Raw genomic sequence first — 15,161 nt, forward strand, 5'->3', positions numbered from 1 at the left:
CCCGCTCCGCTCCCGCCGCATACCCTTGCGGCGGGAGCCTTCTGGCGTCTCGGAAACATAAATTGACAAAATAGCGATAACACGCAACGCGCGGCTCGGGTTAGAGAAGACCAACGAGGCTGGGCGGTTCCAGCCCCTTCCTTCCGGAGCGGCCCGCTCCCTTGCGACGCGCCGCCCCGTCCCCCACCCCTGTTGCGGATCCAGGCAATGTCCGAACGTGTTTCCTCAAGACCGGCCGAGCCGGTTCCCGCCTTCGCCGCCGCCGAGGCCGGCGCTGCCCTGCCCGGCTCGCGCCCCGCCGGCGGTGCGCCGACCGGCACCGGCTGGCGCTCCCCCCTCGTGCTGCTGATGATCATGGCGGCGGCGATGCAACTGTCCTTCGCCGCCTGGTGGAACCTCATGAACAATTTCGCCGTTCATGAACTCGGCTTCACGGGGCGCGAGATCGGCATCCAGCAGTCGATCCGCGAGATTCCCGGCCTGCTCGCCTTCACCGCGATCTACCTGCTGCTGTTCATGCGCGAACAGACGCTGGCCTATCTGTCGCTGGCGCTGCTCGGCATCGGCGTCGCCGCCACCGGCTACTTCCCGACGATCTGGGGCTTCTACCTGACCACGCTCGTGATGTCGGTGGGCTTCCACTACTACGAGACGATGAACCAGTCGCTGTCGCTGCAATGGCTGCCCAAGGAGCGGGCCGCCGCCGGCATGGGCAAGATCCTGTCGATCGGCGCCGCCGCCCAGCTCGTCGCCTACGGCCTGATCTTCTTCGCCTGGCAGTCCCTCGAACTCAGCTTCACCACGGTGTTCCTCGTCGCCGGCCTGCTGACGCTGGTGGTCCTCGCCTTCCTCGTCATCGCCTTCCCGCAGTTTCGCGAAGGCGTGCCGCAGCGCAAGAAGATCGTCCTGCGCAAGCGCTACTGGCTGTATTACGCCCTGACCTTCATGGGCGGCGCGCGGCGGCAGATCTTCACCGTCTTCGCCGGCTTCCTGATGGTCGAGCGCTTCGGCTACGACGTCCACGAGGTCGCGGCGCTCTTCCTGGTCAACGGCGCGGTGAACATGCTGCTGGCGCCGAAGATCGGCGCCTGGATCGGCAAGGTCGGCGAGAAGACGGCGCTGACGGTGGAATATATCGGACTGATCGGCGTCTTCGCGACCTATGCCTTCGTCAACAACGCCTATCTGGCCGGCGCGCTCTATGTGATCGATCACGCCTTCTTCGCGATCGCCATCGCCATGAAGACCTATTTCCAGAAGATCGCCGATCCGGCCGACATCGCGCCGACCGCCGGCGTCGCCTTCACCATCAACCACATCGCGGCGGTGTTCATCCCGGCGCTGTTCGGCCTGGTCTGGCTGATCTCGCCGGCCGCCGTGTTCCTGACCGGCGCGGCCATGGCCTGCGTCAGCCTGACCCTGTCGCGGCTGGTGCCGGACGCCCCGCGCGAGGGCAACGAGGTGGTGTTCTTCTGGCGCAAGCCGGTGGCCGCTGCCGCGGAATAAGGCGGGGACCGCCGATCGACACTCTCGACGGCCGGGCCAGATGCCCGGCCGTTTCGTTTCGCAAGGGGTGTTTGCCCGGACGTTTTGTTGCAAAGGCGCCGCCGCCTGCGACAGGGTGATCTGGCGGCCGGCAAATGCGCAAGTTCTGTCAGGCGGCATCCTGTAGCACTCGTCCCTGCACCAACCGGGATCGGACAGACATGCAACGCCCCTCGACCGGCCTCGACTACGCCCAGCGCATCGCCCGCGTGGTCGACCACATCGCCCGTCATCTCGATGCGCCGCTGGATGTGGCGAGACTGGCGGAGATCGCCTGCTTCTCTCCCTTCCACTTCCACCGGATCTACCGGACCCAGACCGGCGAGACCATCGCCCAGACGGTCAGGCGCTATCGCCTGCACCGGGCAGCGGCGGACCTGGTGGGGGAAGCGTTGCCCGTGCCCCGCATCGCGCGGCGCGCCGGCTACGCAAGCACGGAGGCCTTCACACGGGCATTCGCCGCCCATTACGGCACTCCGCCGGCGGCCTTCCGCGCCCTGCCCCGCGACCCGGTGCTGTGCTACCAGACGCAACAGGGAGACGAGACAATCATGGAAAATCTTCAGGTCCGGATCGAGGACATGGACACGCTGCGCCTTGCCGGCATCCCCCATAAGGGACCCTATATCGAGATCGGCAGCACCTTCGAGAAGACCTTCGCCTTCGCCGGCGGGGCAGGCCTGCTCGGCCCCTCGATGCGGATGATCGGACTGTATTACGACGACCCGAATTCGGTGCCCGCGCGGGACATGAGGTCGTTTGCCGCCGTCACCCTGCCGGATGGTTTTGCGGGCGACCTGCCCGCGGGCCTGGAGCTGCGGGAGATGCCGGCCGGACGCTACGCCGTGACCCTTCACAAGGGCCCCTATGCGGACCTGCATGTGACCTGGGACAGGCTGTTCTCGGCCTGGCTGCCGCAGAGCGGCGAGGAACCGGACGACAGGCCGACGATGGAGGAATATCTCAACAATCCCCGCGAGACGGCGCAGGCGGACCTGCTCACGGCCGTCTGCCTGCCGCTGAAGGGCTGAACCGGGAAGATCGCAGGGCAGGACGGGCCGGGCGCGAAAGCCCCCGGCCCTTTCGTCAGGCCTGGCGCTCGGGAATGCGGACGACGAGGCCGTCCATCGCCTCGCTCACCTTGATCTGGCAGGACAGGCGCGAGGTCGGCTGGACGTCATAGGCGAAGTCCAGCATGTCCTCTTCCATCGGCTCGGGCGAGCCGGTGACCCCGGTCCAGCTCTCGTCGACATAGACATGACAGGTGGCGCAGGCGCAGGCGCCGCCGCATTCGGCCTCGATGCCGGAGACCATGTTCTTGATGGCGTTCTCCATCACGGTCGAACCGACAGGGGCATCCACGACGGTTTCGGCACCGTCGGCGGCGATATAGGTGATCTTCGGCATGGGCGGCAGGTCTCGGCGCTGGAACGGCACGGGAAGTCTCTCGCTCCCGACATAACCAATCGCGCCGAAACGTCAAGCATCCTGCCGCAGATGCGCGGGGCGCGGGCTCAGCCGCGCAGGATGTCCTCGATGAAGACGCCCGCCGCCGCAACCGCCGCGCCGACATCGGCAAGGTCGGCGGACAGGCCGGCATCCAGCGCTTCCTGCTGGCGCTCGACCGAGCGGGCGACCTGCCAGGCGCCGATCCCGCGCGCCGAGCCGAGCAGGGTGTGCAGCAGCCGTGCGAGCGCCGCCTCGTCGCCCGCCTCGCCGCCCGTCTCGCTCATGCGCTCCAGCAGCATGCGCGACTGCAGCACGAAGAGGCGCAGCACCTCGCGCTCGAGATCGCGATTGCCGAGCGTGTGGCGCGCGAGATGGACCAGATCGACCGGAGCGTCGAGAGCGGCGTCTGGGGAGACGTTGGGGGAGACGTCGGGGGAGGCGCCGGTTTCGGCGCTCCCGGCGGCGGTTACCCTCTTCGCGCCGCCTCCGGCGGTGTCAACGCGTCGTGCTGTTGCCTGCATGGCGGACCCTCTCGTTGGAGCCCCCCCTTTCGGAGCCCCGTTCCTCGGCCGCGAGACCGGACGCGGTCGCGCGGTGCCCGTCTGGCAGGATCGTTAAAACTGACGAAAACGAGGTTAAGCATGCCGGAGATTTCCACCGCCCCGGCCAACAAAGTGAATCTTTGGTTAACGCAGTGAAACGCTTTTTCCCCAGGCGGCGAAACTCATCGGCCGATGAGGCCCGCCGCGCCCCTGCCCGCCGACAGGCCGCCGCCGGCGGCGAACCGGCGCGCGAGGCGGGCGAGAGCTAGCCGGAGCGGCCCGCCAGCACGGCGGCGCGGCCGGCCTCCGTCAGCCGGCAAACCAGCCAGTCGGGCTTGATCGGGTTGGAAAACCAAGGCTCTGCCCATCCCGCCGCCAGGCAGGCGCGGATGGTCGCCTCCGGCACCCGGCGCCCGTCCTGATCGAACAGCGGCAGCTTGCCGCCGGCCTGACCCAGCCCGCGCGCGAGCCAGGCGGCCTGCACGGCGGAGGGCCCGCGCGCGGTCTTGCGCGCCCCCTGTTTGCCCCTCGCGCCGCCCTTGGAAGAGGCGCCGCCGTTCCCGTTCGATGCACCGCTCATGCCCCTCATCTCCTTGTCATGACTCTGCAAATTGTTGTTCGCCTCGGCAGATTGTGTCATTAGCTTTAGATGTGCGGCAAGTTTGGGAGAGCTGCGCCAGACGACCAGAGGCCGGTCGCAGGCGCAAATGCAATGCCTCCCTTCGACGCGATTCCGGCTGATCGCCGAATCCGTCATGCCGTACAAGGTCTTGCGGCGCCGCGTTTAGCGCCGCGGCACCCGATGTGTAACGAGTACGGACGCGAGGCAAACGAGATATGGCAAATCCCCCGAAGGCGAAGGATCCCGCCGAGGCTGCCCTGTCGGCTGTCGAGGAAGCGCTGAAGATCGATTTCGGCGACCTGGACGACGGCGGCAAGGCGAGCGGGTCCGAGACCGCGAGCGCGGGACCGGCAAGCAGCGAACGCATCAGCGAGCGTTCCGGCGACATCGCCGCGACATCGGCCGCCTCCGACAGTCAGCGCGCGTCGGGCCGGCGCGGGCGCGGCGGCGGACGGCCGACCTCGGCCGCCAATGACGACCGCCGCACCATCGGCAATCTCATCTATGCCCTGCAGCGCCGGCCGAGCTCGGCGCCCTTCTGGTTCGCCCTCGCCCTCAGCATCGTCTGGGTGGCGGTCGGCTGGTGGCTCGCCTCGGCCACCTTCAGCACCGAACTGTCCAGCCTCCAGAGCGCCGGCGACATCGCGTCCTCGCCCTCGCTCATCCTGCTGGCCGTCGCGGTCGCCGTGCCCGTGCTGTTCTTCTGGGCGATGGCGCTGATGATCTTCCGCGCGCAGGAAATGCGCATCGTCGCCCGCGGCATGACCGAGGTCGCCCTGCGCCTCGCCGAGCCGGAGGACGTCGCCAAGGAGTCCATTCTCAGCGTCGGCCAGGCGATCCGCCGCGAAGTCGCCGCGATGGGCGACGGCATCGAACGCGCGATCGCCCGCGCCAGCGAGCTGGAAGTCCTCGTCCACAACGAGGTTTCCTCGCTGGAGCGCTCCTACAACGACAACGAATTGAAGATCCGCGCGCTGATCGACGAACTGGTCATCCAGCGCGAGGCCGTCGTCTCCAACGCCGACCGGGTGCGCGACAGCATCACCGGCGCGCATGAGAGCCTGGCGGCGCAGTTGCAGGCGACCTCCGAGAGGATCGGCGAGATCACCGACACGGCGACCGACCGCCTCTCCGGCGCCATCGAGGCGCGCGTCAGCGAGTTCAACGCCACCGTCGACGGCCGCGTGCGCGAGATCACCGACACGTTCAGCACCGCCGGCGGCGAGCTGATCGACAACCTCGCCGCGCATGGCGAGAGCTATGTCGCCCGCCTCACCGGCACCGGCGAGACGCTGGTCGACAGCATGAGCCGCACGGGCCGCGAATTCGCCGAAACGCTGGAATCGCGCGGCACGGAGATCAACGACCGCTTCGCCACGACCGCGAACGAGTTCGTCGAGACGCTGTCGCTGCGCGGCGGCGAGATCAACGACCGTCTGGCCGAAACCTCGGCCAACCTGTTCGAGACGCTGGAGAGCCGCGGCACCGAGATCAACGACACGCTGGCGACCACCGGCGCCTCGATCGTCGACACCCTGTCGCTGCGCGGCCACGAGATCACCGAGGCCCTGACCAGCACCGGCCAGACCGTCGGCGAGACCATCACCCAGCGCGGCGAGGAGATCACCGCCAGCCTGTCGCTGACCAGCGGCAAGCTGATCGACACGATCACCACCCGCACCGAGGACCTGCTGTCGACCCTCGACAGCCGCGTCACCGGCCTCGACGCCTCGCTCGCCGAGACCGGCGACCGGGTGGTGGAGAGCATCTCCCTGCGCGGCCAGGAGGTCACCGACACGATCTCCGTCAAGGGCGCCGAGATCGTCGAGACCCTGTCCTCGCGCACCAACGAAGTGGCGGAGATCCTGCGCGGCACCGGCGAGTCCATCGTCGTCGACCTGTCCCTGCGCGGCGGCGAGATCGCCTCCAAGCTGGACGAGACGGCCGGCAGCCTGACCGAGACCATCACCGTGCGCGGCACCGAACTGGCCGACCGCCTCGGCTCCGTCGGCGACAAGATCCACGAGGCGATCGCCGTCAACGGCGAGGCCCTGGACCAGCGGCTGGAGACCCGCAGCCAGGAGATGGCCCGGCTCATCGACGGGCAGACCCGCGCCTTCCGCGCGGCGCTGGACGAGGCCTCCGGCACGCTCGGCACCTCGCTGTCGATGCATACCAGCGACTTCGCCCGGACCCTGTCGGAGACCGGCACGGAACTGGCCCATCTCATCGGCTCGCGCGGCGAGCGCGTCGCCGGCGAGCTGACCGCCATCGGCGACCGCCTCAGCCATATCCTGGACGAGCGCGGCACCAGCCTGCAGAGCGGCCTCGGCAGCCATCTCGACCAGATGGAGCACCTGATCGGCGAGCGCGGCAGCCAGTTGGTCGCCTCCTTCGACCAGCGCACCAGCGAGCTCGGCGAGACCCTCGACGGGCGTATCGAATCGCTCAATTCGACGCTCGACCTGCGCGCCGCCGCCATGGCGGACGCGCTCGACAGCCGCATCCAGGGCTTCGACGAGACCCTGTCGGGCGGCATCGAGCGCCTGTCGACGACGCTGGACGCCCGCACCGGCCAGTTCGAGACCACCCTCAACGAGCGCACCGTCGCCCTGTCGGACCTTCTGGAGGACCGCTCGCAGGCGATCACCCTGCAGCTCTCCGACAAGGTCGACCAGGTCGGCGCGACGCTGGGCGCCCGCGCCGAGGAGATCGGCACCAGCCTGTCGGAGCGCTCGCGCCTGATCGGCGAGGCGATCGAGCAGCACCTCGTCACCTTCGAGGGCTCGATCGGCTCCAAGGTCGAGCAGGCGGCGAACGCCATGTCCGACAAGGCCGAGCACCTGGCCAGCACCATGTCGCTGGGCACCGAGCGCATCGACCAGGCGCTGGATGCCCGTGCCCGCCAGATCAGCGAGACGCTGATCGCCCGCACCCGCGAGATCGCCGCCGCCTTTGTCGACGGCCAGACCGAGATGTCGAAGTCGCTGGACCAGCGCCTCACCGACGCCGGCGCGGTGCTGTCGCGCCAGAGCCAGGAACTCACCGACACGCTGTCCGACCGGATCGCCGAGATCAACGTCTCGCTCGGCTCCAAGGTGTTCGAGGTCGCCGAGACGCTCGACAGCCGCTCGGCCGAACTGGAGCGGATGCTGGCGGAGCGGCTTGCCGCGATCACCGGCACGCTGACCAGCGAGACCGAACGCGCCCGCGAGACCCTGTCCGAGGTCGTCATCGAGGCCGGCGGCACGGTCGACCGCCTGAGCGGCACGCTGTCGGGCGAAAGCAGCAAGCTCAAGGAGATCATCGAGACGACGCTCGATGAGGCGACCACCAAGCTGGAGGGCGAAGGCGCCCGCCTGCGCCAGATCGTCCTCGGCTCCATCGGCGAGGCGCGCGGCGCCCTGCAGAGCGAGAGCGAGAAGGCGGCCGGCGCCATCGTCGCCTCGATGACCGGCGCCACCGACACGCTGTCGGGCGAGGGCGACCGGCTGCGCGACCTGCTGCTCTCGGCGGTCGGCGAAGCCGCCCGTTCGCTGGCGGCGGAAAGCGAGAAGGCCCGCACCCTGTTCGTCGGCACGCTCGGTGAGATGAGCGGCGCGCTTGGCGGCGAAAGCGAGAAGGTCCGCGAGGACCTCACCCGCACGGTCGCCGATGTCGCGAGCACCCTGTCGGCGGAAAGCGAGCAGGCCCGCATGGTGCTGGCCCGCACCGTCGAGGAGATCCGCAACACCGTCTCCGGCGAGGCGGACGGCGTCCGCTCGCAGGTGGCGGGAGCCGTGCGCGCCGCCGCCGACCTCCTGGCCGAGCGCGGCAACGCGGTCGCCGAGGATCTGGTGGCCCGCGCCGATGCGCTCAACCAGGCGCTCGACGAGCGCGCCGGCACGCTGGCCGAGCTTCTCGGCACCGACGGCAACGCCGTCGTCGCCGCGATCGAGGACCGGGCCCAGGCCCTTGCCTCGCGCGTCTCGGAGATCCACGACGCGATCCTGGAGGCGATCACGGTCAAGGGCCGCGACGTCACCGACAACTTCGCCCGCACCGGCCTCGACGCCACCCGCAAGCTGGTGGAAGCCGGCGACGCGCTGGTCGCGACGCTGGACGAGCGCAGCACGTCGGCAGCCGAAGTGCTGACCCGCACCAAGGCGCAGCTCGAAGGCGACATCACCGGTCTGCTCGACCGGCTGACGGAGTCCAACGCCCTGCTCAGCGAGGTCATCGCCAATGCCGGCGACAATCTCGGCAAGGTGGAGACCTCGCTGTCGCGCAGCGCCGGCGCCTTCCGCACCGCGATCGACCGGGCGCTCAGCGAGACCTCGGCCTCGGCCGGCTCGCTGGAGAACCAGACCACGGTGCTCAAGCAGGTCTCGCAGGAGGTCCTCACGGACATTTCCTCGCTGGCCAGCCGCCTGGAAGACCATGGCCGCATGCTCAGCGAGGCAGCCCGCAACCTCGACGAGACCAACCGCGAGGTCGACGCCCGCGTCGGCGAGCGCAAGACCGCGATCGAGGAGGTGGCGGACACGCTGCTCGCCAAGACCGAGGCGGTGGACAGCCTGATGCGGACCTTCTCCAAGCAGCTCGAATCGGCCCTTGCCGGCGCCGACCAGAAGAGCCGCGAGGTGACCAGCATGCTGACGGCGGCCGCCGAGGCGGCAACCGCGGCGGTGACCGAGCAGTTCGAGTCGATGCGCCTGTCGGCGGGCCTGGAAGGCCAGAAGGCCCGCGAGGCCGTACGCGCCGCCCAGGACGACATCGTCGCCGAAATGTCGAAGACCCTGTCGGACGCCTCCGAGCGCTTCACCGAGGCGACCAGCCGCATGCGCGACGTCGCCCGCGAGGTGCACCGGGAGCTGGAGAAGACCCGCGCCGAACTCAAGCGCGGCATTCTCGACCTGCCGGAAGAGGCGGAGCAGTCGGCCTCGGCCCTGCGCAAGATCGTCAGCGAACAGGTGCGCGCGCTCACCGAACTGTCGGAGATCGTCGCCCGCCAGTCGAACGTGCTCGACACCTCGCGCGCCGGCGAACGCACGGCAACGGCGACGCTCGCCACTGTCGCGGCGGCCGCGGCCCCTGCCCGCCAGGCGCCGGCCCCCGAGCCGGCCCCGCGCCAGCCGCCGGCGGCTCCCGCCCGCAGCGGCGAGATCCGCGGCGAACTGCGCCGCAAGACCCTGAGCGACTTCGACGCGCCGAAGCCGGCCCAGCCCGAGGCTCCGCGCAGCGGCGGCCAGGGCAAGGGCTGGGTCTCCGACCTGCTGCGCCGGGCCTCGCAGGACGAGGCGCCGGCCGGCAACGAACCGCAGGGCCGCTCGCCGCTGCAGATGGTCGAGTCGCTGAACTCGCTGTCGATCGACATTGCCCGCGCGATCGACCACGAGACCTTCATCGACCTGTGGGACCGCTACAAGCAGGGCGAGAGGCACGTCTTCACGCGCCGCCTCTACACCCTGCAGGGCCAGCAGACCTTCGACGAGATCCGCCAGAAATACGCGCGCGATGCCGAGTTCCGCTCGGCGGTCGACCGCTACCTCGCCGATTTCGAGCAGTTGCTGTCCCAGGTCTCGCGCAACGACCGCGACAACATCATGAGCCAGACCTACCTGACCTCCGACACCGGCAAGGTCTACACCATGCTGGCGCATGCGAGCGGCCGGCTCGACTGAGCCGGCGGGCCAGCGGCCGGCTCGCCCGATGCGGCGGGGCGGCGGCCGGCTCGACTGAGCCGGGGAGGCGGTTCCCCCGCCCTCCCCGCACAGTGCAGATGACACGGCAGACGCGGTCCCTCGGGGCCGCGTTTGTCGTTCGGAAGTGCCTTCGTGAGGCCCTCGGCTCGCCGGTCCCGGCTCGGCGCTGCGCGCCGTCCGGGAGGACGCGGGGAGAGGATTGCGTCCCGGAGGACGCGGGGTTCGCGCGGGCGTGTCCTCGCCGCCGCTCAGGGTGCCAATAGGCCCCGGATCTCGCGATGCTCGTCCGGGGTGACCCCGGGGGACGAGGCGGCCCCTCTCACTCAGGATGTCGTCCCGGCCAAGCGAAGCGCGAGCCGGGAACCAGAGGCACCCTCAGCAGGCATGAGATGGAATGCCTCTCCTTTGCGTCTTCCCGGACGAGGCCGAAGGCCGAAGATCCGGGACCGGGGAGGCACGGCGGCTGCGGGTTCGTCCGCGAGTGCCTTCGTGAGGCCCTCAGCTCGCCGGTCCCGGCTCGGCGCTGCGCGCCGTCCGGGAGGACGCGGGGAGAGGATTGCGTCCCGGAGGACGTGGGGGGCGCGTGGGCGTGTCCCCGCCACCGCTCAGGGTGCCAATAGGCCCCGGATCTCGCGATGCGCGTCCGGGGTGACCCCGGGGGACGAGGCGGCCCCTCTCACTCAGGATGTCGTCCCGGCCAAGCGCAGCGCGAGCCGGGAACCAGAGGCACCCTCAGCAGGCATGAGGTGGAATGCCTCTCCTTTGCGTCTTCCCGGACGAGGCCGAAGGCCGATGATCCGGGACCGGGGAGGCACGGCGGGTGTGGCGTCGTTCGGAAGTGCCTTCGTGAGGCCCTCGGCTCGCCGGTCCCGGCTCGGCGCTGCGCGCCGTCCGGGAGGACGCGGGGAGAGGATTGCGTCCCGGAGGACGTGGGGGGCGCGTGGGCGTGTCCCCGCCGCCGCTCAGGGTGCCAATAGGCCCCGGATCTCGCGATGCTCGTCCGGGGTGACCTTCCGAGGGGGACGCCAGGACGCGCCGCGTCACACGTTGGACAGCACCCAGGCGGAGAGTTCGCCGAGGACATTGTCCGCCGCCGCGTTCATCGCCGCGACGGCATCGCGCACGCTGGTGCTCGCCGCCGGAACCTCGGCCCGGAAGATGCGGCTGGCCTTGGTGCGGCCGTTGCGGTCGTTGACCAGCCGCGCCATCACCTCGACCACCGCCCGGGTCTGGCCGTCGATCTGCAACTGGAAGGACCTCAGGTCCGTCTGCAACTGATAGTCGATCAGCAGCCCCTCGCCCGGCAGGCCGACGCCGCGCAGGCCGCGCGTGTTCTCCAGCGTCTGGACGATCTTGGCCTGGACCACCTTGGGCAGGGTGTCGGTCCAGGCGGCCTTCGGGAAATAGGTGTAGACCGGCCCCCGGTCGACGACGGCGATGGACGAGGTGTCGAGCGCCTGCAGGGCGCGCGGCGCCGCGACCAGCACCTGGATGCCGCCGCCGCGCGCCGACGGCGCGCGTTCGGACACCGCCGGCGCCGTCAGCCCGTAATAGGCATCCGGGGTGCTCGCCGTGCCGCAGCCGCCGAGCAGCAGCGCCATGCCGATCGCCCCGGCGGAAAGAAGGCCCTTGAGGCCGGCCCGTTCACCCACACCCACCCCCAATTTCCATGTCATCGCCGCTGCGCCCCCCCGAAGGTGGGCCTGTCCGGCCCGCCGAAGATCACGCGCTGCGGATCCCGGTTGAGATCGGAGACGGTGCGCTGGATCTCCACCAGCGTGCGGCTGAGCTGGGCCATGGCATTGGAGAAATCGCTCGATCCCCGCACGGTGAACCGCTCCAGCCCGCTGGCGATCGGCCCGACCCGCTCGGCGAGCACGTCGGCGACCTTGCGGATCGAGGCCGCCGCCTGCGTCGCCTCGGCGATCAGGCCTTCGCCGTCGCCCTCGACCATCGCATCGACCTTCTCGACGACGCTCTGGATGCGGGTTCCGGTCTCGTTGAGCTTCGACGCAAGCTCCTGCGCATCGCGCAGGATCTGGTCGATCTCCGGCCCGCGTCCCTTCAGGCTCTGGCTGAACTCGTTGACATTGGCGACCGCCTCGCCCGCCCTGTCGATCGCCGCCGTCACGGTCTCGGTCTTCTCCGCCAGCCCGCCGGAGAACCGCTCGACCGAGGCGACGACGCTGGCGATCTGCTGCGGATCGACGGCGGCCACCACCTTGTCGAGGCGATCGACGGTCTCGACGAGCTGCGTGCCGAGGACGCGCGTATCGGCGAGGACCTGGCGGATATCGTCCTTGCCCTCGGCGACCACCGTGCTGACCTCTTCGAGGTTCTCCATCGTCCGCGCCGAGGAGAGCACCAGCCGGTCGATGTCCGCCGACCGCTCCTGCAGCATCGTGGCGAAGGAGGACGCCCCCTCGACGATCCGCGACACGGCCTCGGGCCGCACCGTCGCGATCACCGCATCGACCTGGGCAAGGCTGTCGGTGAGGCCGGCGGCGAATTTCTGCAGGTCCTGCGCCGCGGTCTCCGCATTGGCGACGAGCCCGCCGAAGCCGTCCGCCGCCTGCGCCGCCTTTGCCGTGACCTCGGCCGCGTCGGTGACGATCTGGGTCACCCGGTCGGGCGGCACGGCATTGACCACCGCGGTGGCGCTGTCGACCAGCCCTTCAAGACGGCCGGACAGGCTCTGCAGGGCCTCGCCGGTGCTGGCGACGCTGGCCATGAACGTGTCGACGCCGTCGGCATTGTTCGCCAGCGCATCCGTGAAGACCCGCGCGTTGACGATGATCTTGTTCACTTCCTCGCGGTTGTCGTTCACCACCCGCTCGAGCGAGGCCAGCGTCGTCTCGGCGCGGCTGAGAATGTCCCTTGCGCCCTCGACGATATCCTCGAAGGCGGAGCGCTCGGCATAGATCACCGGCGGCTCGTCCGCATCGGGATCGAGCAGCAGCGGCGCGCTGGTCGACCCGCCCGACAGGTCGACATAGGCGATGCCCGACAGGGTCTGGAAACCGAGCGTCGCCTTGACGTCCCGGCGCAGCGGCGTCGACGGGCTGACGCGGATCGTCGCGATCACCACGCGCGGGTCCTTGGCGTCGAAGCCGAGCTCGCCGACATCGCCGACCTTGATGCCGTTGAAATTGACCGATCCGCCGACCGACAGGCCGGTCACCGCCCCTTGAAAAATCACCTTCACCGGCACCGCGCGCGGGCCTTCCGCCCGGCTGCCGAGCCAGTAGATGAAAACGAATCCGATGATCAGCGTCGCAAAGACGAAGGCGCCGATGGCAATATAATTCGCGCGGGTTTCCATGCTTTCGCTGTTCCTGCCTATACCCGCCGCAACGCCCGCTCGCCGTTGAAATAAGACTGAACCCAGGCGTTGTCGAATGCCATCAGTTCGGCAACCGTTCCCGCCTTGAGCACCCTCTTTTCTCCTAATACCGCGACGCGGTCGCAAATGGAATGCAGGCTGTCGAGATCGTGCGTGACCATATAGACGGTCAGGCCGAGCGTATCACGAAGCGCGCGCACCAGATCGTCGAAAGCGGCGGCGCCGATCGGGTCCAGCCCCGAGGTCGGCTCGTCGAGAAACACGAGGTCCGGATCGAGCGCCAGCGAGCGGGCAAGGCTCGCCCGCTTGATCATGCCGCCGGAGAGCTCCGAGGGGAACTTGTCCGCCGCGCTGCGCGGCAGGCCGACCATTTCCAGCTTGAGCAGCGCCAGTTCGTCCATCAGCCGCTGCGACATGCGCATGTGCTCGCGCATCGGCACCTGGATGTTCTGGCGCACGGTGAGCGAGGAGAACAGGGCGCCCTGCTGGAACAGCACGCCCCAGCGCCGCTCCACCGCCTGCCGCTCGTCCGGTGAGGCCTTGTCGAGATCGACGCCGAACACCTCGATCGAGCCGGCCCGCTTCGGCGTCAGGCCGAGGATCGCCCGCATCAAGACCGACTTGCCGGTGCCCGATCCGCCGACGAAGCCGAGAATCTCGCGGGTGCGGACATCGAGATCGAGATCCTTCAGCACCACCGTCGAGCCGAAACCGACGGTGACCCCGCGAACCCGCAGGATGATCTCCTGGTCCTGCGGGGACTGATCGTCTGCCTCACGGGGCGAAAGAGCGGTGTCGGAGGACATTCAGATCCCGATCGAGGAAAAGAAGATGGCGAAGAGACCGTCGACGACGATCACCATGAAGATCGCCTTCACCACGGACATCGTCGTGTGATGGCCGAGCGATTCGGCCGAGCCCGAGACCTTCATGCCTTCGACGCAGGCGACGAGGCCGATGATCATGGCCATGAACGGCGCCTTGACGATGCCCACCAGCAGCGTGTCGACGGTCACCGCCTGCTGCATCAGGTTGATGAACACCCGCGGCGCCATGTCGAGATAGAGCCAGGACACCAGCCCGGCGCCGAACAGGGCGGCGAGGTTCGACAGGAAGGTGAGGATCGGCAGGGCCAGGATCAGCGCGAACAGCCGCGGCAGGATCAGCACTTCCGTGACCCGCAGGCCGATGACATGCAGCGCGTCGATTTCCTCGCGCATCTTCATCGAGCCGATCTCGGCGGTGAAGGCCGAGCCGGACCGCCCCGCGACCATGATCGCCGTCAGAATCACGCCGATCTCGCGCAGCACCAGAACGCCGGACAGGTCGACGACATAGACCTCGGCGCCGAACTGGCGCAGATAGAAGCCGCCCTGCTGGGCAATGATCGCCCCGATCAGGAAGCTCATCAGCATGACGATCGGCACCGCGCCGATGCAGGCGCGATCGAACTGGGTGGCGATCGAGACGAGCCGCAGGCAGCGCGGCCGCACCAGCACGCCGGACAGCACGCTGACCAGCGAGCCGACGATGTGCAGAATGGCGAGCGCGTCCCGTCCGATGCCGACGACCTCGCGCCCCGTCGTCTCGAGAACACTGAAGACCGACAATTTGTGCCGCACCGGCGCCCAGGGCGGCGGATGGTGCTGCTCGATCTCGGAGATCAGCGCAGCGAAGGAGGGCCGCACGCCCTGCAGGCTGACGCGCGCGCCGTGGAACTCCAGATCGCCCCGCAGCCTGTGGATGAGCCAGGCTCCGGCCGTGTCGAGCCGGCGAAGCTGGGCAAGGTCGATATGGATCCGCCCCGCCGCGGACACGCCGACGCCGGCCAGCGCCTGTTCCATGGTCTCGCTGTGATGGATCGTCCACGGCCCGGCAAGCACCAGGAGAAGGACGCCGTCCTTCTCCTCGAGCGAGATGCGCGGTATCTCCTGCGCTGCCTCAAGCGTCATGCCAGCCGTCGTCCCGTTCCGTGT

The 15,161-nt window shown here is 69.2% G+C and carries 10 protein-coding genes; 3 read left to right on the forward strand and 7 right to left on the reverse strand.

Translation table 11 applies throughout. The features are described 5' to 3' along the window. Positions 1–207 precede the first annotated feature (207 nt). Complete coding sequence (locus tag TSB10P1A_RS01575) at positions 208–1,506, forward strand: MFS transporter (protein WP_208986991.1); 1,299 nt, start codon at positions 208–210, stop codon at positions 1,504–1,506. Between the two features lie 200 nt (positions 1,507–1,706). Next, positions 1,707–2,576: a GyrI-like domain-containing protein gene (locus tag TSB10P1A_RS01580; RefSeq protein ID WP_186386153.1), complete on the forward strand. Its 870-nt coding sequence runs from the start codon at positions 1,707–1,709 to the stop codon at positions 2,574–2,576. A gap of 55 nt (positions 2,577–2,631) precedes the next feature. Here the strand turns inward: TSB10P1A_RS01580 and TSB10P1A_RS01585 are convergent, their stop codons facing one another. The 3 genes from TSB10P1A_RS01585 to TSB10P1A_RS01595 form a co-directional block, all read right to left on the reverse strand. After that, positions 2,632–2,952 carry a 2Fe-2S iron-sulfur cluster-binding protein gene (locus TSB10P1A_RS01585; protein ID WP_186386154.1) on the reverse strand — a complete coding sequence of 107 codons (321 nt, stop codon included), beginning with the start codon at positions 2,950–2,952 and terminating at the stop codon, positions 2,632–2,634. 107 nt (positions 2,953–3,059) lie between these two features. Next, on the reverse strand, positions 3,060–3,515 hold the full coding sequence (locus TSB10P1A_RS01590) for an Hpt domain-containing protein (protein WP_186386155.1): 456 nt from the start codon (positions 3,513–3,515) through the stop codon (positions 3,060–3,062). Positions 3,516–3,801: 286 nt separating this feature from the next. Next, complete coding sequence (locus TSB10P1A_RS01595) at positions 3,802–4,116, reverse strand: hypothetical protein (protein WP_208985339.1); 315 nt, start codon at positions 4,114–4,116, stop codon at positions 3,802–3,804. Positions 4,117–4,373: 257 nt separating this feature from the next. On the opposite strand from TSB10P1A_RS01595, the gene TSB10P1A_RS01600 reads away from it, so the two are divergent. Beyond that, complete coding sequence (locus TSB10P1A_RS01600; RefSeq protein ID WP_186386156.1) at positions 4,374–9,821, forward strand: apolipoprotein A1/A4/E family protein; 5,448 nt, start codon at positions 4,374–4,376, stop codon at positions 9,819–9,821. Positions 9,822–10,882: 1,061 nt separating this feature from the next. On the opposite strand, the gene TSB10P1A_RS01605 is transcribed toward TSB10P1A_RS01600, so the two are convergent. The 4 genes from TSB10P1A_RS01605 to TSB10P1A_RS01620 are packed head-to-tail and all read right to left on the reverse strand — an operon-like array spanning position 10,883 to position 15,137. Further along, positions 10,883–11,500, reverse strand: coding sequence for an ABC-type transport auxiliary lipoprotein family protein (locus TSB10P1A_RS01605; protein ID WP_208985146.1), 618 nt, complete (start codon positions 11,498–11,500; stop codon positions 10,883–10,885). A gap of 14 nt (positions 11,501–11,514) precedes the next feature. Continuing rightward, positions 11,515–13,164, reverse strand: a complete 1,650-nt coding sequence (locus tag TSB10P1A_RS01610) for an MlaD family protein (RefSeq protein WP_186386158.1) — start codon at positions 13,162–13,164, stop codon at positions 11,515–11,517. 17 nt (positions 13,165–13,181) lie between these two features. Next, positions 13,182–13,991 (reverse strand): ABC transporter ATP-binding protein, encoded by an 810-nt coding sequence (locus TSB10P1A_RS01615; RefSeq protein ID WP_186386159.1) that lies wholly within the window; start codon positions 13,989–13,991, stop codon positions 13,182–13,184. Then, on the reverse strand, positions 13,992–15,137 hold the full coding sequence (locus TSB10P1A_RS01620) for an ABC transporter permease (RefSeq protein WP_186386160.1): 1,146 nt from the start codon (positions 15,135–15,137) through the stop codon (positions 13,992–13,994). It abuts the gene before it with no gap. Between the last annotated feature and the right edge of the window lie 24 nt (positions 15,138–15,161).

Origin of the sequence: Stappia sp. TSB10P1A, from assembly GCF_900185725.1 — a bacterium.
Taxonomy (GTDB): Bacteria; Pseudomonadota; Alphaproteobacteria; order Rhizobiales; family Stappiaceae; genus Stappia.